Consider the following 22,005-nt stretch of genomic DNA (forward strand, 5'->3'; position numbering starts at 1 on the left):
CTGTTCAGCTTAAAAATAACGTGGACTCAATACTCTTGCTTTTTTTCCAGGGAAGCTGATGCTTAAAGAAAGCTCATGCGACCCGCTCTGATAGCTGGAAAGTTTACTCGTCGTATAGTCAAAGGAATAACCCAGACGAAAACGATTGCTCATCTGAAGCTCTATAATCCCGGCAACTGCATCGCTCTGATTCAAGCCTTTTTGCAGGTTTTTCTTATCCCATAAGGTCACCCCGGTACGATATGAAGCACCCAGCCAGACCACTTTACTGATCAGCAAATAAGCATTCAGGTCTAAATTGGTTGGTCCTTTGAAATCTTCTTTCAGCATAAAGGTCGGCTTCAGGTCCAATGATTCCGACAAAGGGATCATCACCCCACCTGTCAGGTAAATGTGTCGAACCTGACGCAGCACTTTGTAATCTCCTTCGGTCTGAATGTCCTCTTTTCTCATGCCCGACAGCAGGTCCATGACCGATGCACCAATGTAAAACTTAGGCGTATAAAAATAAACGCCAAAACGAACGTCCGGTTTCAGCTTACTTTCATTTCCTATCGGAATTGCCCCATCTCCCGGATCGGTAGCGATAAACTTAGCACCATCCAGGTTGTATTGGGTAACCCCGGCACCGATACCAAAACTCAAGCGCTTGGTATCTTCAGCATCCAATTGCAAACGATAGGCATAATTGGCATAAAAAGCAGAGGTATTCTGAGGGCCTAAACGGTCTGTTGCGGCAATAAAACCCAAACCCATCTTCTTTCCCTGCTGATCGGTTACCCCATCAAAAGAGGCCGTTGCGGTACGTGGAGCCCCTTCAATTCCCACCCATTGAGAGCGGAAACTGAAGTTGGCTGTCCAATCCTCTTTATAACCGGCGTAGGCTGGATTAACGGCAAGACCATTAAAAACATACTGACTGAACTGGATCGTCTGCTGCGCGTATCCACTGCTCAAACTGAGGATCAGCAGGGATAATAAACTATATTTTTTTAAATCTTTCATCTTTAGTCTGTCTTAATTTGTATTACCTTTTTATAAACATCCATCCTTTAAACGTGGTCGTACTACCTGTTTTCTCTTTCCTGAGGATCAGGTAGTAATAAGTACCTTCATTCAGCTGACTACCATCCCAATCATTGGTATAATTGCCAGAACGGTAAACTTCATTGCCCCATCTGTTGAAGATCGTCACCTGTGTTCCCGGATAGTTTTCCAGTCCCTTGATTTTGAAGGTATCATTGCTGCCATCTCCGTTTGGTGTAATGACATTAGGAATGATAAAGTCTGCATTGTCTACCGTTGTGGAAACCAAATTACTGCTGACTTCCGTAGTCCCTCCGTTGGAAAGCGCCCTTGCGGTATTCTCGATCTTGCCGGTAAATGATTTGGAAATGTTACCCGTAATGGTCAGGATCACTTTATTTCCTGCACCCGCCGGAAGATCTGCCCCAACGTTTACGTTGCTGCTGCTTCCAGTTCCTCCAGATAGGATTTTTGCGGTTCCCAGCGCTTCGGTGGTCCATTTCACATTCTGAATATCACTGCTGATTAAATCGGCAATGGTCGCGTTATCTGCATTACTCAAAGAAGTATTGCTAACCTCTACGACATAGGTGATCAGGTCGCCGGATTTCAATTGGACAGGTCCGGTTTTGGTAATCGTCAGTGCCGCTATTTTGCTCACTTCAGTTTCTACCGGAGGGGTCACTACCGGTGGAACACCTGGTTCCGCTGGTGTACCCGTTGCGGTATTGCTTAAAGGACCGGCATAAGCAGGGTCAACAGTACCTGTGACGGTAATGATCACCTTATTGGCCGCACCGGCAGCAATGTCTCCTTTAACAACAACCGAATTACCTGATCCGGTTGCTCCGGCTGTGACCGCAGCAGTTCCGGTGATGCTGGTCGTCCATTGTACATTTTTGATTTGTGATGGTACATTGTCCGTAATCACCAGATCTTTGGCATTGCTCAGTCCGGTGTTACCTGCAGTAATTACATAAGTAATGTTTGCCCCTGCGCCGATGGTAGCCGGACCTGTTTTACTGATCGTGATGCCCGGTTTCTGATCCGTAGTGGTTTCTACCGGTGGCGTGACCACTGGCGGATTACCTGGTTCTGCAGGAGTACCTGTAGCAAAATTGCTCAGCTTACCAGAGAAAGCAGGATCAACCGTACCGGTAATGGTAATGGTGATTTTATTTGCTGCTCCCCCGGCAATATCTCCTTTTACAGCAACAGCATTACCTGATCCGGTTGCTCCGGTCGTTACTCCCGCTGTTCCGGAAATGCTGGTCGTCCATTGTACATTTTTGATTTGCGCTGGCACATTATCGGTAATCACCAGATCTTTTGCATTGCTCAGTCCAGTGTTACCCGCAGTAATCACATAGGTAATCGGAGCTCCCGCAGTAATCGTTGCCGGACCTGTTTTGGTAATCGTGATACCCGGTTTTTGATCCGTAGTCGTTTCTACCGGCGGCGTGACTACCGGAGGATTACCTGGTTCTGCAGGAGTACCTGTGGCAAAATTGCTCAGCTTACCAGAGAAAGCAGGATCAACCGTACCGGTAATGGTAATGGTGATTTTATTCGCTGCTCCTGCGGCAATGTCTCCTTTTACAGCAACAGCATTACCTGATCCGGTTGCTCCGGTTGTTACTCCAGCTGTTCCCGAAATACTGGTCGTCCATTGTACATTTTTGATTTGTGATGGTACATTATCGGTAATTACCAGGTCTTTTGCATTGCTAAGTCCAGTGTTACCCGCTGTAATCACATAGGTAATCGGAGCTCCTGCGGTAATTGTTGCCGGACCTGTTTTGGTAATCGTGATACCCGGTTTTTGATCCGTAGTCGTTTCTACCGGTGGCGTAACCACTGGCGGATTACCAGGTTCTGCAGGAGTACCTGTGGCAAAATTGCTCAGCTTACCAGAGAAAGCAGGATCAACCGTACCGGTAATGGTAATGGTGATTTTATTCGCTGCTCCTGCGGCAATGTCTCCTTTTACAGCAACAGCATTACCCGATCCGGTTGCTCCGGTTGTTACTCCCGCTGTTCCGGAAATGCTGGTTATCCATTGTACATTTTTGATTTGTGACGGCACATTATCGGTAATCATCAGGTCTTTGGCGTTGCTCAGTCCCGTGTTACCTGCAGTAATTACATAGGTAATCGGAGCTCCCGCGGTAATTGTTGCCGGACCTGTTTTAGTAATCGTGACACCTGGTCTCAATGTTGATACCGTTTCTACCGGTGGCGTAACCACTGGCGGATTACCAGGTTCTAGCGGCGTTACCGTTGCAGTATTGCTTAATTTACCTGCAAAAGAGGCATCAACCGTACCGGTGATGTCAATCGTGATGACGTCATTTGTTCCGGATGGAACCGTTGCAGTTACACTCAGGATGTTTCCAGTTCCGGTCTGTCCATTAGAGATCGTCGCATTTCCTGTAGCGGTGGCAATCCAGCTTACTCCTTTTAATTGAGCAGGAACAACATCGCTGATGACTGCATTTTGTGCCGTACCAGGACCGTTATTGTTTACCTTAATCTGGTATTTCATTACCTGACCTGCGGTTACTCTTGCAGGACCTGTTTTGCTGATTTTTAAGCTGGACAGATTTTTAACCGTAGTACTCACTTCTGAACCAATCACTGGTTTGGCAGGATCGGCAGGAGTAATGGTCGCTTTATTTAGGATAACTCCCGCAAAAGTTGGATTTACGCGACCGATAATGGTTACGAGAATATTTCCGTTTGCAGGTACATTCGCTGTGATGTCTACATTATTTACAGTACCATTTGCTCCTGAGCTGATCGTTGCTCCACCCTCAAGGGTACTGGTCCAGGAAACGCCTGTTACCTGAGCAGGAACAACATCATTAATTTTCAATCCTATTGCATCCGATGGTCCACTATTGCTGATCCTCAGTGTATAGCTGATGGCTTCTCCGGAATTTAGTGCCGCAGGGCCGCTTTTCACAAGGCTTAAATTCGCATTATTGACAATAGCAGTCGTCACGATATTAGAAGGTACTGCAGGATTTCCCGGCTCAACAGGAGTCGCAGTAGCCGTATTGCTGAAGCTTCCATTTGCTGCATTCGCAGGTACTAATCCGGTAATATTGACCGTTACAGTACCATTTCCTGCGGGAAGATCCACTTTAAGGGCGACTGCATTTCCTCCGCCTGTTGCACCTGACCTGATTACCGCTCCTGAATTGGCGGTAGCTGTCCAGCTAACTCCTCTTAACACTGCAGGAACCGCATCGGATACATCCACATTCATCGCATTTCCAGGACCTGCATTGCTGAGTGCAAGGGTATAATTGACCATTTTACCCGCTTCTATACTTGTTGGTCCGGATTTCACAATCCTCACATTTGACTTATTGCTTACCGTAGTCGTCACATCGCCCGAGGTTACCGGAGGATTGCCTGGTTCTGAAGGCGTAACTGTTGCATTGTTTAACAGTTGTCCGCTAAATCCAGGATCTATGGTTCCGTTAATCGTAACGTTGATTTCATTCGCTGCACCTGCAGGAATGTTTGCCGAAACGATCACTGTACTTCCTGTTCCGGTAGCTCCCGAATTGATGACTGCAGTACCCGCTGAAGTTGCGATCCAGCTAACCGCTGTCACTCCTGCCGGCACCACATCTTTAATCTGTGCCTGACTGGCATTACTTGGTCCACTGTTTTTCACTCTTATGGTGTAAGTAATTGCAGAACCGGAAACTCCGCTTGGAGGTCCTGATTTGCTGATGCTTAATCCGGATACAGAACTGATCTGCGTATTTACTGTACTTGTATTATTCGTCGGATTGAAATCTGCAATACCATTTGGCACGCTTACAGTGGCCACATTACTGATGCTACCTGATGGCGTATTGGCATTGACTACTCCATTCACATTGATCAGAACGTAGTTGGCTGCACCTACCGGAACATTTGCTACTGCCATCACCGCATTTGATGACCCGCCCGGGGCACCAACCAAACTTGCAGTCCCAAAGGCCTGAGCGGTCCAGTTGATCTGGCCGATTTCTGCAGGAACATTGTCGTTAATGGTCAGGCCAGCTACATCTATCGGACCTTGATTGCTTACTTTAATCGTGTACGCAATGCTAGATCCTGAAGTCAATGCCTGAGGTCCTGTTTTCTCTATCTTAAGATCAGTAGACTGATTTACCGCAGTCACCACTGAGCTTTTCCTTTCTCCGTTAGCAGTAACCGTTACCGTATTGGTAAAGATGGCTCCAGCTGTAGCTTTAATCGTTCCCTGAATATCGATGGTTATTGCAGTCAAAGGATTATTATCTGCAGGAATGTCTGCTTTGAAATTGATGTTGTTCCCTGTACCTGTAGCAGTTCCGATAATGGTTGCACTGCCTGTATTGGTTGCAGTCCAACTGCTCACCGCCACATCCGCAGGAACAGGATCTGAAATATCGGCATTGGTAATGTTACCTGCACCACCATTTCTAATCACAATTCTATAATTTATCGGATCGCCGATATTGACCGCTGAAGGTCCACTTTTCGATACCCTAAGCACCGGATCATTGTTGATGATGGTTGGTACAGTGCTGGTATTCGAACTTAATTCCGGATCTGTAACCGAACTTCCCGGAGAGAAGAAAGCAGTTGCCGTATTGGTAAAGATTGCTTTATCCGGATTACTTGCTTTTACTTTCGCACTGATATTGATACTAATGACACCTGTTCCCGAAGGAATATTTCCCACAAGATCAAGGTCGCCGGTACCGTTAATGGCACTTAACGATGTTCCCGTACCGGTCAGCGTTGCTGTCCATGTTGCCCCTGCTTCCAGGTTCCCCGGAATCACATCTTTGATCAATACACCTATCGCATCACTTGGTCCATCATTAACAATACGAAGGTTATAAGTCATCATTTCCCCTACTGCAACATCTGCAGGTCCGGATTTAGTAATCCTCACATTCGCCACCCTGGTAATTGCAGTAGTTACTGTGCTTGTTGCAGGCGTTGGATCTGTAATTCCGGCTCCAGGTGTTGCTGTAGCAGTATTCACCAGACTGGTACCTGTGTAATTTGCCGCAACTGTTCCTGTTACCAGAATCTGCACTGTTGCATTACCTGCAGGGATCGATGCATTTAAATTGATGTTACCTGTTCCGGTATTGGCTCCGATAATGGCGGCACCATTCTGAGCGGTAGCCGTCCAGCTGATACCGGTTAAACCAGTAGGAATAACATCCACAATATTTACCGTTCCTGCATGACTTGGACCTGCATTTTTCACATTGATGGTATAACTGACGGCAGAACCTGCAACTACTGTAGAAGGTCCTGTTTTCTGAATTTGAAGATCCGCTGTTTTAACCACATTGGTGATCACCTCTTCAGATGGCACCGCAGGATTACCCGGTTCAGATGGAGTCGCAGTAAAGCTATTTTTCAATGTTGCGCCTGTATAACCAGGATCAACATCTCCTTTGATCAGTACCGTTACTGAATTTGCAGCACCCGCAGGGATATTCACCCTTGGGTTTACCGTAGTGCCGCTACCGCTTCCATTTGCCACAATACCAGCGGTGCCCGCAGTGCTCGTTGTCCAGCTCACATTTAGGATGCCTGAAGGGATCACATCATTGATCGCCAGATTCGCTGCATCGGCAGGGCCATCGTTAAATACCTCGAGGGTATAACTGATGCCTTCTCCTGCAGCAATGAAAGTTGGTGCAGATTTCACTGCCCTGATGTTTAATTTATGATCTATGGTAGTGGTGATGGTATTGGAAGGTACCGCAGGAATACCTGGTTCTGATGGTGTTGCAGTGGCTGTATTTGTTAATACTCCTGCTGCTGCTGATCCCGGAACCTTTCCGGTAATAGTAATCAGGATGCGGTTGGCAGCACCGGCATTGATGTCTCCTTTTACAGAAACGGCATTGCCTGAACCGGTAGCGCCACTGATGAGCGTAGCTGCACCCTCAGTCGTTGCAGACCAGCTTACATTGGTCAGTCCGGCAGGAACAGGGTCAGTAATCACGAGATCACGTGTATCTGATGGTCCGTTATTCCCAGCAATTAAAGTATAGGTTACGGTCTGACCTGCAGAGATCTGCGATGGTCCATTTTTAACCAGGCTTACTGAAGGTTCCGATTTGATGGTCGTCGTTACCGTTGAACTTGCCGGAACGGTACCTTGTTCTGACGGCGTTACCGTTGCTTTGTTCACTAAATCTGTCGTTGCCGATGGGTTTACTTTTCCTTTTACAGTAATCAAAATCGTATTCGCTGCACCTGCAGGAACATTCACATTGACAGAAAGGTTATTGCCATTTCCTACTGCACCACTCAAGACACTTGCTGCCCCATTTATAGTTGTTGTCCAGGTTACACCGGTTATATTCAGCGGAATCTGATCAATAATGGAAGCATTGTCTGCATTTGCGGTTCCAGTATTGCTAACATTAATCGTATACGTAATGTCCTGACCTGCAGAGATCGCAGCAGGTCCGTTTTTAGCGATAGCCAAAACAGGTGTTTTACTCACCACCGCAGTACTCGTTGCATCTACCGGAACAATACCAGGCTCTGATGGGCTGGCCGTTGCTTTATTCGTCAGATTCCCATTAAATGAAGGATCAATGGTTCCCTTAACCGTAATGACAATCGTATTGGCGATGCCGGCAGGAAGGTTACCCATTAACTGGATCAGATTGCCAGTTCCGCTTCCTCCGTTGTTCACAACTGCTGTTCCGGTGACATTTGAGGTCCAGCTCACATCGCTTAGTGAGGCCGGAACATCATCTGTAATCAACAGGTTCTGTGCATTACTCAATCCTGTATTTCCAGCCGTAATCGTATACGTAATTTGTGATCCCGAAATTGCAGCAGAAGGGCCGTCCTTACGAAGTACAATTCCCGGTTTAGATCCTACCTCTGTTTCTACAGGGGGAGTAACTACATTTGGAACATTGATTCCTGGAACCGAAGCCGTAGCCACATTATTGATCTTTCCTGAGAATGCAGGACTAACCGTTCCTTTTACGGTAATGGTAATTTTATTATTTGAATTTCCTGCAGGTAAATCTCCGGTTACCCGAACCTGATTTCCTGTTCCTGAAGCTCCGGCAATCACCGTTGCTGCACCAGTTTGTACGGCCGTCCAGTTCACATTAATCAGCTCTGCAGGAACGTCATCTACAACAGACGTACCCGATGCGTTACTTAATCCATTATTGACCACTACAATTGTATAGGTAACTTCTCCTCCCGCAGTGGCAGTTGCCTGTCCGGTTTTGGTTACGACAATCACAGGATTCTTCTCTACATTGGTCTCTACCGGAGGGCTAACCACCGGAGGATTTCCTGGTTCTGAAGGCGTACCGGTAACCACATTGGTAATCTTACCTGCAAAATCAGGATTCAATATTCCATTCACGGTGATACTGATCTTATTACCAGTACCAGCAGGAATGTTACCATTCAATACTACATTTCCAGATCCCGTAGCAGCACCATTGATGGTACTGCTTCCAGCGATTGAGGCTGTCCAGGTTGCTCCAGTAATTGCAGGATCAAGGACATCTGAGATCGCCAGGTTTTTAGCATTACTCAAACCGGTATTGCTAACTTCAATCACATAACTGATCGCTCCACCCGCAGTTGCGGTGGCAGGACCGGTTTTATTGACAACAATTACCGGCGACTGTGTCACCACCGTAGTCACAGGTGGCGTAACCACAGGTGGGTTACCTGGCTCTGCAGGGGTAGCAGTAGCTGTATTGCTCAATGTGCCGGCAAAAGAAGGATCTATCGTTCCATTTACGGTAATCGTAATTTTATGATTGACTCCTGTAGGAATATTGCCATTTAAACTGATCGAATTACCAGATCCCTGATTCAATCCATTAATGGTACTGTTACCCGAAACGACAGCTGTCCAGCTTACATTCCTGATGTCTGCAGGTACCGCATCAGTAATGACCAGATTAGTGGCATCACTCAACCCGGTATTATTGGCTTCAATCGTATAGGTAATGGCTCCACCAGCAGTAGCCGTAGCCGGACCAGTTTTACTTATGACAATCACAGGGCGCTGAACAACCACTGTTTCTACCGGTGGGGTAACTACCGGCGGATTGTCCGGATCAGCAGGGGTTACTGTAGCGATATTGCTGATTGTTCCCGCATAAGATGCAGAAACTTTACCTGTAACGGTAATGGTAATTTCATGTTGTTGTCCTACCGGAATATTTGCTTTTACACTTAAAGCATTCCCCGTTCCGGTTATACCATCAGTAACGACTGATCCACCAGTTACATTTGTTGTCCAGCTGACCTCTTCCAGTTGAGCCGGAATGGCATCTGTGATCAATGCCCCAAGTGCCGTACTAGGTCCTTCGTTGGATACTTTGATCTGATAGGTCATCACCTGACCGGCGATGGCATTTGCTGCGCCGCTTTTGCTGATCAGTAATTTCGTTAATTTTTTAACCGTTGTGGCGGCCACTGCATTAATTGGTGTCTCTCCCGCTTCAGTTGGTGTTAATGTAGCTGTGTTGGTCAGTGTTCCCGCAAATAATGGATCTACAGTACCTTTTATATTAACCAGGATTGTTCCGTTTACAGGAATATCGGCAGTCAGATCCAAGTTGTTTCCTGTTCCCGTACCTCCTGAACCGATCACCGTACCTCCAGTTACCGTACTTGTCCAGGACACCACTTTGATATTTTCCGGAGCCACATCTGTCAGTCTTGCTGCCGTTGCATTCGAAGGTCCTGCATTTTTTATGGCTATGGTATAAGTAATGGCTTCTCCTGCATTCAATGTGGCAGGACCGGATTTGGTTAAACTCAGGCTAACATTCTTAACAATTGCCGTGGTTACCTCATTAGCGCTTACCGGCGGATTGCCAGGTTCAGCTGGCGTCACTATTGCCGAATTCAACAGATTGCCCACCGCACTGTTTGCCGGTACATCCCCGATAATCGTAATCGTTAATTTCCCTGCTCCTGCAAGAAGGTTTGCCGTTACCGAAACCGCATTATTATTCGTTCCTGTTGCTCCGGCAGTAACTATAGCACCTGTGGTCGTTGCTGTTGTCCAACGCACATTGGTTAAACCTGCAGGAACCTGGTCAGTAATGACCGCAGCAACTGCGTTACCCGGTCCTGCATTGCTGACCTCAATACTATATTGTACCGTTCCTCCGGCATCAACCAGGGAAGGTCCGGATTTCACAATGCTTAAACCTGATTTATTAGATACATTGGTGGTTACATTCTCTGAAGTTACCGGCGGGTTCCCTGGTTCTACAGGTGTAGCCACTGCATTGTTAACCAATTGCCCCGCAAATCCGGGATCGATGGTTCCTTTTATCGTAATACTCACTTCATTTCCTGCACCTGCCGGAATATCCGCAACAAGGCTGACATTATTATTGTTTGTTCCTGTTGCACCAGCAGTAATGTTTGCACTTCCGGTCTGAGCAGAAGTCCAGCTTACATTTTTTATGTTTGAAGGCACGACATCAGTAATCGCCGTCTGTACAACATTACTCGGTCCGGCATTTGAGACAAGAACGGTATAAGTAATTTCAGCACCTGACACAGCATCAGAAGGTCCCATCTTACGAACAGACAGTCCTGATTTGGAAGTGATCGCGGTGACTACTGAACTGGTATTATTAGCGTTATTAAAATCTGATTTACCCGGAGGCAGCGTAATTGCTGCAGTATTGGTCATGTTTTTACCTGCTGTTGCAGCATCTACTGTTCCCTGAACATTAATCAGAATATAATTGGCTGCACCTGCTGTTATGTTTGCCGTAGTGCTGATGCTATTGGTATTTCCCTGGGTAGCGCCCGTAAGTGTCGCAGTTCCAAACAGAGTGCTGGTCCAAATAACATTTTTAATGTCTGCAGGGATGTTATCAGCGATAGTCAGACCGGTAATATTAACAGGTCCGTCATTTCCGATTTTCAGCTGATAATTTATCGTAGATCCTGCAATCACCGATTGAGGGCCACTTTTCTCGACATAAACATCGGTAGATTGATTTACAGAGGTGGTTACCGCGCTCCTTTCTTCTCCGTTCGCAGTTACCACAACTTCATTGGTAAAACTTGCAGCAGCAGTGGTTTTCACGGTGCCTGTTATCCTGATCAGAATGAGAGCAGGCATCATGCCAGGGGCAGTAGCAGGAATATCACCGGTAGTCACAATAGAATTGCCTGTTCCGGTTAACATATTGGGAGAACCGGCAATAGTAGCTCCATTTGAAGGCGTAATTGTCCAGTTCGTGACCTCAACGGAATTCGGAACAATATCGGTAATGGATGCATTGGTAATGTTACTGATTCCTCCGTTTTTAATCTCTATGGAATAATCGATTCTATCCCCAATATCAATCGTTGCAGGTCCACTTTTGGAAACCAGCAAATCAGTTTGCAGCACGACTTCCGTTGGAACTGTACTGGTATTGGAAGAAAGATCCGGATCGGTAACCAGACTTCCCGGAGGGAAATCCGCCGTTGCCGTATTGGTAAACGTAGTTGGAGTAGCCGCAGGATTTATTGTTCCTGTGATGACCACCTCAACCTCTCCTGTTCCGGCAGGGATTCCTGCAGTAAAGTTCACATTTCCGGATCCGTTTGTTGCACTTACTGTAGCGCCGTTAAGTCCTGTAGCTGTCCAGGTAGCATTCGTAACCAAGGCATTAAGTGCATCTGAAACAACGACTCCAGGTCCATCACTCGGACCATCATTAACAATTCTAATATTATAAGTGATCCCATCTCCTGCAATGACGTTTGCAGGTCCGGATTTAATGATCCTCACATTTGCCACACGGCCGACTGCAGTCGTCACTGTACTTGTGGCTGGTGTAAGATCTGTAATACCTGGTTCTGGTGTCGCCGTAGCCGTGTTGATCAATGAGGTTCCTGCAAAGTTTGCTGCAATAGTTCCTGAGACATTGATTGTTACCGAACCCGCTCCTGAAGGAATTGCGGCCAGAACCGCAATACTATTCCCTGACCCTGACGCGCTGCCATTTATAGCTGCCCCATTCTGAGCCGTAGCCATCCAGGTCACACCTGTGATTCCTGCCGGAACCGCATCGGCGATATTTACGTTGTCCGTGTTGGAAGGCCCTGCATTATTTACGGTAATCGTATAATTTATAGCGCGACCTGCAACCACCGTTGAAGGTCCTGTTTTTTGAATCTGAAGGTCTGCTTTTCTACTGATTAATGTCGTCGTCGTATTGGAAGTTACCGGCGGATTGCCCGGTTCTGAAGGCGTTACATTAAAGACATTGACTAGTTGTGTACCTGCAAACGATGGGTCTACTTTACCTGTTACAGTTACCAGAATTCCATTGGCAGCACCAGCCGGGATATTTGCGCTTAGGCTCAATGCAGATCCGCTCCCTATTCCTCCTGAAATCAACGACGCTGTACCTGAGGCACTAGTCGTCCAGTTGACATTGATGATTCCTGCAGGCAGCTGATCAGCCACCAACAAATTTAAAGCATCACTTGGCCCACTGTTCTTCACTTCCAGCGTATAGGTAATATTCTCACCGGCAAATAGTGCAGCAGTTGCTGATTTCACTGCCGAGATGGTTATCTTTTTATTGATAGTCGTCGTAATGGTATTCGAATTCACCGGAGGTACTCCAGGTTCTGAAGGTGTAGCCGTAGCGGTATTCGCGAATGAAGTTGATCCTGTAGAGGAAGGTACTTGCCCGCTTATGGTAATCAAGATCCTATTTCCTGCTCCTGCGGCAATATTTCCATTAACTGCCACACTATTGTTATTGGTTCCACTGGCACCAGAAGTTACACTTGCTGTACCCTCAACCGCTGTGCTCCAGCTGACATTGGTTAACGGGGCTGGTACAAGATCGCTAATGCTTAAATTGGTCGCGTCAGATGGGCCACTGTTGCCCGCAATCACGGTATAAGTAACGGTTTGTCCTGCCGCAATTTGAGAAGGACCGGATTTGGATAATGTAATACCAGGAGTAGATTGCAAAGTCGTGGTCACATTAGAGCTATTAGGTGTAGTTCCTGCTTCAGCTGGGGTCACGGTGCCGGTATTACTCAACGTGCCCGTTGCCGATGCATTGACTGTTCCCTGAATGTTTACTTTCACCACATTAGTTACGCCTGCCGGGATATTCGCGTTGACACTGATGTTATTGCCCGTACCTGATGCCGTACCCACAATGGCAGCTCCATCTTCGGCAACAGCAGTCCAGCTTACATTCGAAACTCCCGCTGGAACCACATCTGTAATGGTGGCATTGTCTGCATTCGCTGTTCCTGTATTGTTAATTGTTAATGTATAGTTGATCTGTTGACCTGCAGAAATCGTTGCAGGCCCGGTTTTTTGAATACTTAATAAAGGTATTTTACTAATTGTAGTGGTACTCGTTGCTGTTTTGGCAACCGTTCCTGGCTCTGCCGGAGTCGCACTGGCTGTATTGGTAATCGTACCGTTGAAGGCTGGAGATACGGTTCCGTTTACTGTTATGGTAATCACATTCCCCGTTCCTGCAGGGAGATCCCCGGTAATACTGATCGCATTTCCTACTCCATTTGACGTACCATTAATGACTGCTCCTCCACTTACTGCGGCAGACCAGTTCACCCCGGTAATTGTTGCCGGCACCTGATCCGCAATCACCAACGCTTTGGCATCAGAGCTACTGAAGTTATTTATAGTAATGGTATAGCTGATATTCTGCCCTGAAATCAATGTTGCAGGACCAGTTTTACTGATGCTCACATCCGGAGTACGGCTTGCTGTGGCCGTTGTAGTAGAGGTTACCGCCGTAGTGCCAGCTTCTGATGGTGTAGCGGTAGCGGTATTGACGATACTTCCGCTAAAGGCCGGATCTACCGTTCCTCTAATCGTTAAAGTCACCTTATTTGCCGAACCAGCGGGAATATCGGCAGAAACTGCCAGATTATTGTTTGAGCCTGTGGCTCCGGTGTTCACCAGAGCGGTCCCTGATACTGCTGAAGTCCAGGTTACCGTTTTAATACTGGCAGGGATCAAATCTGCAATTGCAACTGCAACTGCATTGGAAGTTCCCGTATTTGAAACCGTTACTGTATAGGTAATCTGCTGACCTGCGGTAATTGTTGCAGGTCCCGCTTTTACAATGCTCAAAATTGGTTTTCTGCTAACAGCAGTCGTAGCGGTTGCAGATTTAGGGGTTGTTCCCGGTTCCGCCGGCTCAGCTGTTGCAGTATTTGCCAGTGATCCATTAAATGAAGCCGCAACGGTTCCTGTCACCGTGATGGTGATTTTATTCGCCGCTCCCGTTGGAAGATTACCGGTAATGCTGATCGCATTCCCTGTACCCGTACCTGTGCCAATCAATCCTGCAGCACCTGCAGTGCTGGCGCTCCAGTTTACATTCCCGATTTCTGCAGGCACAGCATCAGTAATCACCAATGCTTGTGCATCAGCGACACTGGTATTGGTTACTTCTATGGTATAGCTGATGTTCTGACCTGCGTTTAAAGTAGCAGGCCCTGTTTTAGTAATGGTCAGTACCGGAGTACGACCCACTTGTGTGGTTACGGTAGAACTGGAAGAAGGACTGCCAATTTCTGATGGATCTGCTGTGCCGGTATTGCTAATGCTGCCACTAAAGGAAGGATCAACAGTTCCGTTGATCGTCACCAGAATGGCATTTGCAGCACCCGTTGGAATATTACCATTCAGGCTTACTGCATTTCCTGTTCCGCTGCCGGTGCCGATAAGTGTTGCTGCTCCCTGAACTGCAGCACTCCAGCTAACACCTTTAATTTGTGCCGGAACTGCATCTGTAATCAAGGCATTCATCGCATCGCTCAAGCCGGTATTGCTAATTTTTAAAGTATAAGATATGGCAGTTCCTGCTTGTGCGGTGGAAGGTCCGTTTTTCAACATCACCAATCCGGATTGGTTAGAGATCGTGGTGACTACCGTATTCGAATTTACGGTAGGTACTGGTTCTATCGGAATCGCCAATGCCATATTGCTAAAGTTTCCTGTCGCAGAAGGCAGTACCGTTCCGGTCACATCGATAACGATCGTGTTCCCAGCTCCGGCTGGAATATTTCCTGTAAAGCTGATGTTGTTTCCTGTATTGGATGCATTTCCCGCAAAACTTGCCGTTCCTGTCTTGCTGACCACCCAGTTGACATTGGTAATCTTCGCAGGAACAGCGTCTTTAATTGTGGTACCAATAGCATCACCGATACCGGTATTGCTAATGATGATTTTATAGCTGATGGCATCTCCTGCAATTATATTGGAAGGTCCGTTTTTCGTGGCCAGCAATTCTGGGATCCTGCTTACAGCGGTAGTCGCTGTAGAGGTAGGTGAAGGACTATCCGGTTCTGTTGCTGTTACTGAGGAGGTATTGGCGCTATTTCCGTTGAAAGCAGCGCTAACAGTTCCATTGACGGTGAATACAATTTTATTACCTGTTCCGGCCGGAATATTGGCCACTGCCTGTAGATTATTACCCGTTCCGCTAGCTCCGGAAGTGATTGTTGCTGCCCCCGTAATGGAAGAGCTCCAGGTTACCCCCTGAATTTCTGTAGGAATAATGTCGTTAATACTTGCAGCGATGGCGTTACTTGGCCCTGTATTTCCAACGGTGATGGTATAAGAAATCGCCGCACCGGAGTTTGCAGTTGCAGGTGCAGTTTTCGAGATAGTTAACCCTGATTTTGCACTAAGTACGGTATTTACCGGCGTTGAGGTAATTGGTGTTACACCTGGTTCTGCAGGTGTTGCTGTGGCGCTATTTGTGATCGTACCGGTAGCATTTGAATTTATAGTTCCCGCAACAGTGATCTGTATCGTACTGTTTGCGTTGAAATCGGCATTAAGGCTGATGGCATTCCCTGTTCCACTCCCTCCTGAATTAATCAGCGCAGTACCAGTGGTTACAGCACTTGTCCAACTTATATTACTGATGGTCGATGGAACGACATCCGTGATGATTGTATTTAAACTATTGGAAGGTCCTGCATTTTTGACTGTAATGATGTAACCAATATTATCGCCCGCAATAGCCGTTGCAGGTCCGGTTTTGGCAACCGTAAATACAGGTTGTTTTTGAACCGCTGTAACCACTTGTGAACTCACAGGTGTGCTTCCGCTTTCTTTTGGTGTTGCAATCGCGACATTGGTAATATTTCCTGTAAAAGCAGGATTAACAGTTCCTGTTACCGTAACAATGACCTTATTCGCTGCTCCTGCAGCAATATTCGCTGTTACATTTACATTTGACGTACTTCCTGTAGCGCCTGCAGTAACAGTCGATATACCCGCAATCTGCGTAGTCCAGCTGACATTCGTTAAAGCAGCAGGAACAGGATCCGAAATCACAATTCCTGTCGCATTACTTGGTCCATTATTGCCAACTTCAATCTGATAGCTGATTACATTTCCGGCGACCGCATTTGAAGGACCGGTTTTTGTAATTACGACCCCGGAAGTACTCGTCACATTTGAATTTACCGTTGAATTGCTACCCGTACCATTTGGTTCTGCAGGAGTAGCTGTTCCGGTGTTACTAACGGTTCCTGTGGCACCTGGATTCACCGTTCCGGAAATGGTTACGGTAACTGTATTTCCGGTTCCTGCAGGAATATTAGCTTTAAGATTTACCGCATTACCAGTACCTGTGGCGCCAGTAGTCACCAGGGCAGCCCCGGCAACTGCAGTGCTCCAGCTTACATTTGTTAATGCTGCAGGTACCGCATCAGTAATATCTGCGTTAACCGCATTACTACTGCCTGTATTGGTAATCGTTAAGGTATAAGTCGCAATATTACCCGCCGTTACATTTGCAGCCCCCAATTTGGTAATGAGCAATACTGGTTTTACCTGAGTCGTGTTGACATCAGTAGCTGTATTGTTTCCCGGCACTGGATCTGTAATTCCAACAGGAGCAGTTACCGTAGCAGTATTTGTTAGCGAGCTCGTCATCGCTGCGTCTACTGTACCTGTAATCGTCAAAGTAGTACTTTGTCCATTGGCAAGTGTAAGTCCGGTCCAGTTTCCATTAACACTTGTATAAGTGCCATTGGCCACCGTGTAACCTGTCGCAGTAAAACCTGCAGGCAAAACATCTACCACCTTAACGATATCCGAAGTCAATAAACTACCTGGACCATTATTTTTTAGTGTGACCGTATAGGTTAAAGCAACTCCTGCAGTTACGGGATTTGGAGTAGAAATTTTTGTGACCTCAAAATCGATTACACGGTTTACATTAGTGACAACCGATGCAGTATTGTTTCCCGGCACAAAATCAGTGATTCCCGGAGGATTGGTTACCGTTACAGTATTTGTTAGTGCACTGGTCACATTTCCAGCTACCGTTCCGGTTATTGTTAAAGTTGTGCTTTGCCCGGCGCTAAGCGTCAGTCCTGTCCAATCCCCGTTACCACTGGTATAAGTACCTTGCGCAGGAGTATAACTTGTGGCCGTAAACCCGGCAGGAAGGTTATCTACCACTTTAATTACATCTGCTGCTAACATCGGACTTGGTCCATTGTTGGTTAGTGTGATGGTATAAGTCAACCCTTGTCCGGCATTAACAGTAGTTGGATTCGAAGTTTTGAGCAGTCCCAAATCATAGGAGCGATCGATCATTACACTATAATCTTCCACTTCTCCATCAGTCATTGCTCCTCCCGTTGTTGCCGTAGATACAGGATCGGTGGTCAGACGCAATCGGGCATAGGTAAGTCCGGCACTTAGGTTCGCCAAGCCGGTCCAGTTCAATACGACTGAAGTCGCATTGTTAGGGACACTGACCAATAAACCTTCTGAAGCTTCAAAAGTGCCATTTTTATTAAAATCTACCCACGCCAGCATCCGCGCAGCAACACCTGTGGTATTGCTAACCGGAACAGTCATACTATAGCTCGTTGATGCTGCAGTGAGCACCGGCAGTGTTGTAAAAGCATCTTCATCCAGACCATCCCCGTTGGTTCCATTGGCATCTGCTCCGGCAGCAACTGGTTGTCCATCTGGTTCGCCGTCAGTTGTAGCCCCGATGCGAAGCCTGCTGTCCAGGGCATGCCTTGGTCCATTGTCGATCAGCCTGGTACCATAGCTATTTGGCGCATCACCAAAATCAAGTGGTAAAATTTGTAAAGTATAATCTTCTACTTCCCCGTTACTGATAACTGATTCCGGGGTCGCGGTATTGAGTACCGATGCGATCGTATTCGAAATTCTGAAACGGGCATAGGTTTGCCCTGCAACCAGTCCTGATAAACCAGTCCAGGTTAAAGTCGCCGTTGTCGCTCCATTAGGTACACTAACCTGCACACCTTCAGCTGCTTCAAAAGTTCCATTCCTATTGAAATCTATCCAACCCACCAGGTTTACCGGAAGCCCCGTAGTATTTCCTACGGCAACATTCAGACTATAGGTTGTTGCATTAACGCGAAGTCTGGGAAAACTTGCAATCCCATCTTCATCATTTTCTCCGTTCAGGTTGTCGGCATCTGCATTTGTCCCTAAAGCAGTGAAAGACGCAGGGTCAAAATCCCCCGCTATTGCTCCAAGTTTTGGAGTTGGGGGTTTCGTCACTGCTCCTGGAACAATCTGTTCCGGATTTGCAATGGATACCGTATTATTCACACCTGGTGTAGGATTACTTCCACCTGTAATGGTAGGGGTAAGTGTATGAACAGGCGAACCATAAGTCAATGGCCCATCCGACTTTTCCGTATAGGTCATCAGGCCTAATGCCATGGCAGTAAGTCCGCCTGCCTGAATAGAACAATTGATTGTTAAAGGACTTAAAAGGCTTGTTACCGGTTTATCTGTATACAAAAGTGCAGCATTCTCACTACAGTTTAAGCGAACAGTTTTATCCAAATTACTGAAGATGATTGATCTTGGTGAGTTGTTATTGGTAACGATTCTTTCCAGTAATTTCCAGTTGTTTCCATCTGTTGTACCCTGTGTAAATTCAACAGAGGAGTCGTCCTCGGCATTTCCGAAAACCAGTCCGATATCCGCAGGGCTGGAACCGGTAGTTGCATAGGTACGAATTCGGAAGGTCGCATCCGCGCCATCTGGTATAGTGGTAATGGCATTGACCAATGTATTGTTTGTAGAGGTCCCACCAATATTATATAAGCGATCCAACCGGTCTCCTTGCCATGAGCCAGATCTATAAGGTCTTAGCCTTGCCCCTGCACCACCCGAAGAGAAAACTACATTATCAATAATCGCTGTAACCACAGTTCCGTTAACAGTGAATGTAAATGTTTTAGTTTGCCCTGCCGCCAGGTCCAATCCCGTAAAATTCAACCAGTAAATATTGTTCTTATACAAGCCTGTTCCTCCTGTGGCCTGAACCTGAGCAGAAACATTAGCTGAAAATGAAAACATAAAAAACAAAATACAGATGGCAGAAAATACCCGTCTTTGATTTTTAGCGAACAACCTTATTGTATCATATAAAGAAATAGCTGAATTCAGTATTTGCTTTGAGTAGAAGTTTTTTTTCATAAACTGCAATTAAAGAATGAAAGGTTGGGAAAGGGCTGTAGATCGGGTAGTGACCAGAAGACGAATCGGGAAATTTTTCTCAAAAAAAGAAGATAAACATAGTCGAACAGCAGAATCTGCTGAGAGAGGTGTAGATGTACTCATATTAGGTAGATATGGTATATAATAAATAAAGGTATTTAGCGTTATCCCAGATAACTCTTTAATTGCCTTTACAATACACGTTCCACCTTTACAGGAACACCCACCCGCCAGTTTAAGGCAATAGTTTTCTCATCTTAATGTCAATATACAAATTTCTGTACATTTTGTTGCACATTAATATCTACGTAATTAAATCAGAAAAAATTTTCAATAAAATTTACCCACAAACCCATTAACCTAATTACCAACAAATTACAGCACAATAAACCAATTTAATGCCACCAAGAGGCATTTTAAATTGGTTACAAAAAAAACAGGCAAGAAAATAAATTATTTTCTTGCCTGTTTTTAGGAACAAAAGAAATCTTAAACTCCGGGCTCAGCTGCTGGCTTAGGTTCTCTCGGTCCTCTTTTATAAATCACAAGGCCATTTAAAAAATTTCTTAAAATCTGGTCTCCACAAGGTTTAAAATTTGGATGGTCATCGCTTCTGAAAAAGGAACCGAGCTCGCTTTTGGTGATCTTGAAGTTCACCAATTCCATAATTTTAATAATATCATCATTTGTCAACTCCAGCGCCACGCGCAATTTTTTAAAAATATCGTTATTGCTCATTTTTTTGAACTTTATGTATTAAATTCTGATCAGTCATTAATTTTCAGCGACTTACATCGCAATCTCAATCTTAACCTTTTTATTTTTGATCTTTTCATTAGCTAAGGTGCCTAGTACGCGGCCCACCATATTCCTTTTTATCGCCACATAAGAAGCCTGATCTTTCACTTCGATTAAACCAACGTCCTCCTTTTGCAAACCTCCTTTTTTCAGCAATAAACCAACAATATCAATTTTATTGACTTTATCTTTTTTACCTGCAGCAATGTAAAGTGTCTGCCATTGACTATCCTTAGGCAAAGCGAAATTTCCCTTTAGATTCTCCGTTTCAATATCTCCCTTCAGGAAAGGATATTTTTCCTCATCGGCAATTACCAGATAAGCAGTTCCTTTTGCGTTCATACGGGCCGTACGTCCGTTACGATGCAGAAAAGCATCCTCAGTATAGGGCAATTGATAATGAATGATATATTCCACTTCCGGAATGTCCAAACCACGCGAAGCAAGGTCTGTAGTAATCAGAATCCTGATGCTTCCATTTCTGAATTTCAGCAAGGCACGCTCCCGTTCATCCTGCTCCATGCCGCCATGAAAAATATCATGTGCCAGGTCTTTATCGATCAGCAGGTCACTGATCCTGTCTACCGTTTCCCGGTGATTACAAAAAATCAAGGTTGTTTTATTGCCAATTTTACAGATCAATTGAAACAAAGTATCCAGTTTATCTTCTGCTGTAGTAAATACTTTTTTAAGTTTCAGATCCGGTGCTACCTTCACATCCTTCAAAAAATCAATTTCCACTGCTTTTTTAACTCCTGTAAATGCAGGAATCTCTTCCATGGCTGTGGCCGAAGTCAGAATTCTCTGTTTTAAAGAAAGTAATTTAGAAATGATATAGGACATATCTTCCTGGAAACCAAATTCCAGTGCTTTATCAAACTCATCCAGTACTAAAGTATGAATTGGTGATTCATCAAAGTTCTCATGACGCAAATGGTAAGCTATTCTTCCGGGCGTACCGATCAACACTGCCGGCGGTTGCTCAAAGTTGTTTCGTTCTGTTCTCACAGGGTGACCTCCATAACAGCAGTTCACCTTAAAGCCGGTTCCCATCTGTTTGAATACCTGTTCAATCTGTAAAGCAAGCTCACGCGAAGGAACAAGAATCAGGGCCTGAACTCCCTTAATATCTGCATTGAGATTCTTCAACAGCGGAAATAAAAACCCCAAAGTTTTTCCCGATCCTGTAGGTGCCAGTAATACGACATCACTCCCCTTTCCGGTCGCTACAAGCGATGCCTGCTGCATCTCGTTCAAAGAAGTAATTTTTAATTTCTCCAGTATCTTTTCTACCATAATGGCACAAAGATAAGGCTTAAAATTTCAAATACTTCTTCCTCAAGTGTTTCATCGAGCTATTTAATTTCACATCGAGACTCATCAGCATGCTTCCACGTTTGGAAATCCAGCTGCTCATTTTGCGGTTTACCTTCTTTATAGGCATATAAACCTGCTCATCCAGGGCTTCCCGATAATCGTAAGGAGCCCTGCTTTGTTGAAGTAAATAAAATTCGTTTAATAATTCGCTCTTCATAATGCTTATATTTATGTTAACAAATTGATCCTTATTATATTGAACGGAAAGTCAAAAGACATTAGTATAACAAAAATCTTTTCGAAAGGTTTAA

5 protein-coding genes are annotated in these 22,005 nt (G+C 45.6%); all 5 read right to left on the bottom strand.

What is annotated here, in order from left to right; translation table 11 throughout:
• Positions 1-9: 9 nt before the first annotated feature.
• The 5 genes from AAFF35_RS24240 to AAFF35_RS24260 all read right to left on the bottom strand — a co-directional run bounded on the left by AAFF35_RS24240 (position 10) and on the right by AAFF35_RS24260 (position 21,911).
• Positions 10-1,005 (bottom strand): type IX secretion system membrane protein PorP/SprF, encoded by a 996-nt coding sequence (locus AAFF35_RS24240; protein ID WP_342329125.1) that lies wholly within the window; start codon positions 1,003-1,005, stop codon positions 10-12.
• Between the two features lie 22 nt (positions 1,006-1,027).
• Entirely contained in the window at positions 1,028-19,438 is an 18,411-nt protein-coding gene (locus AAFF35_RS24245) for a gliding motility-associated C-terminal domain-containing protein (RefSeq protein ID WP_342329126.1), read from the bottom strand.
• Positions 19,439-20,068: 630 nt separating this feature from the next.
• Positions 20,069-20,317, bottom strand: coding sequence for a DUF1456 family protein (locus tag AAFF35_RS24250; RefSeq protein ID WP_074612368.1), 249 nt, complete (start codon positions 20,315-20,317; stop codon positions 20,069-20,071).
• A 51-nt stretch (positions 20,318-20,368) separates the two neighbouring features.
• Complete coding sequence (locus tag AAFF35_RS24255) at positions 20,369-21,673, bottom strand: DEAD/DEAH box helicase (RefSeq protein WP_342329127.1); 1,305 nt, start codon at positions 21,671-21,673, stop codon at positions 20,369-20,371.
• A gap of 19 nt (positions 21,674-21,692) precedes the next feature.
• Positions 21,693-21,911: a hypothetical protein gene (locus AAFF35_RS24260; protein WP_342329128.1), complete on the bottom strand. Its 219-nt coding sequence runs from the start codon at positions 21,909-21,911 to the stop codon at positions 21,693-21,695.
• Positions 21,912-22,005: the final 94 nt, after the last annotated feature.

This window comes from Pedobacter sp. FW305-3-2-15-E-R2A2, from assembly GCF_038446955.1.
Lineage (GTDB): Bacteria > Bacteroidota > Bacteroidia > Sphingobacteriales > Sphingobacteriaceae > Pedobacter.

Coding starts and splice junctions, on each gene's coding strand:
- AAFF35_RS24240 (WP_342329125.1), bottom strand. CDS start 1,005: ATGAAAGATTTAAAAAAATATAGTTTATTATCCCTGCTGATCCTCAGT.
- AAFF35_RS24245 (WP_342329126.1), bottom strand. CDS start 19,438: ATGTTTTCATTTTCAGCTAATGTTTCTGCTCAGGTTCAGGCCACAGGA.
- AAFF35_RS24250 (WP_074612368.1), bottom strand. CDS start 20,317: ATGAGCAATAACGATATTTTTAAAAAATTGCGCGTGGCGCTGGAGTTG.
- AAFF35_RS24255 (WP_342329127.1), bottom strand. CDS start 21,673: ATGGTAGAAAAGATACTGGAGAAATTAAAAATTACTTCTTTGAACGAG.
- AAFF35_RS24260 (WP_342329128.1), bottom strand. CDS start 21,911: ATGAAGAGCGAATTATTAAACGAATTTTATTTACTTCAACAAAGCAGG.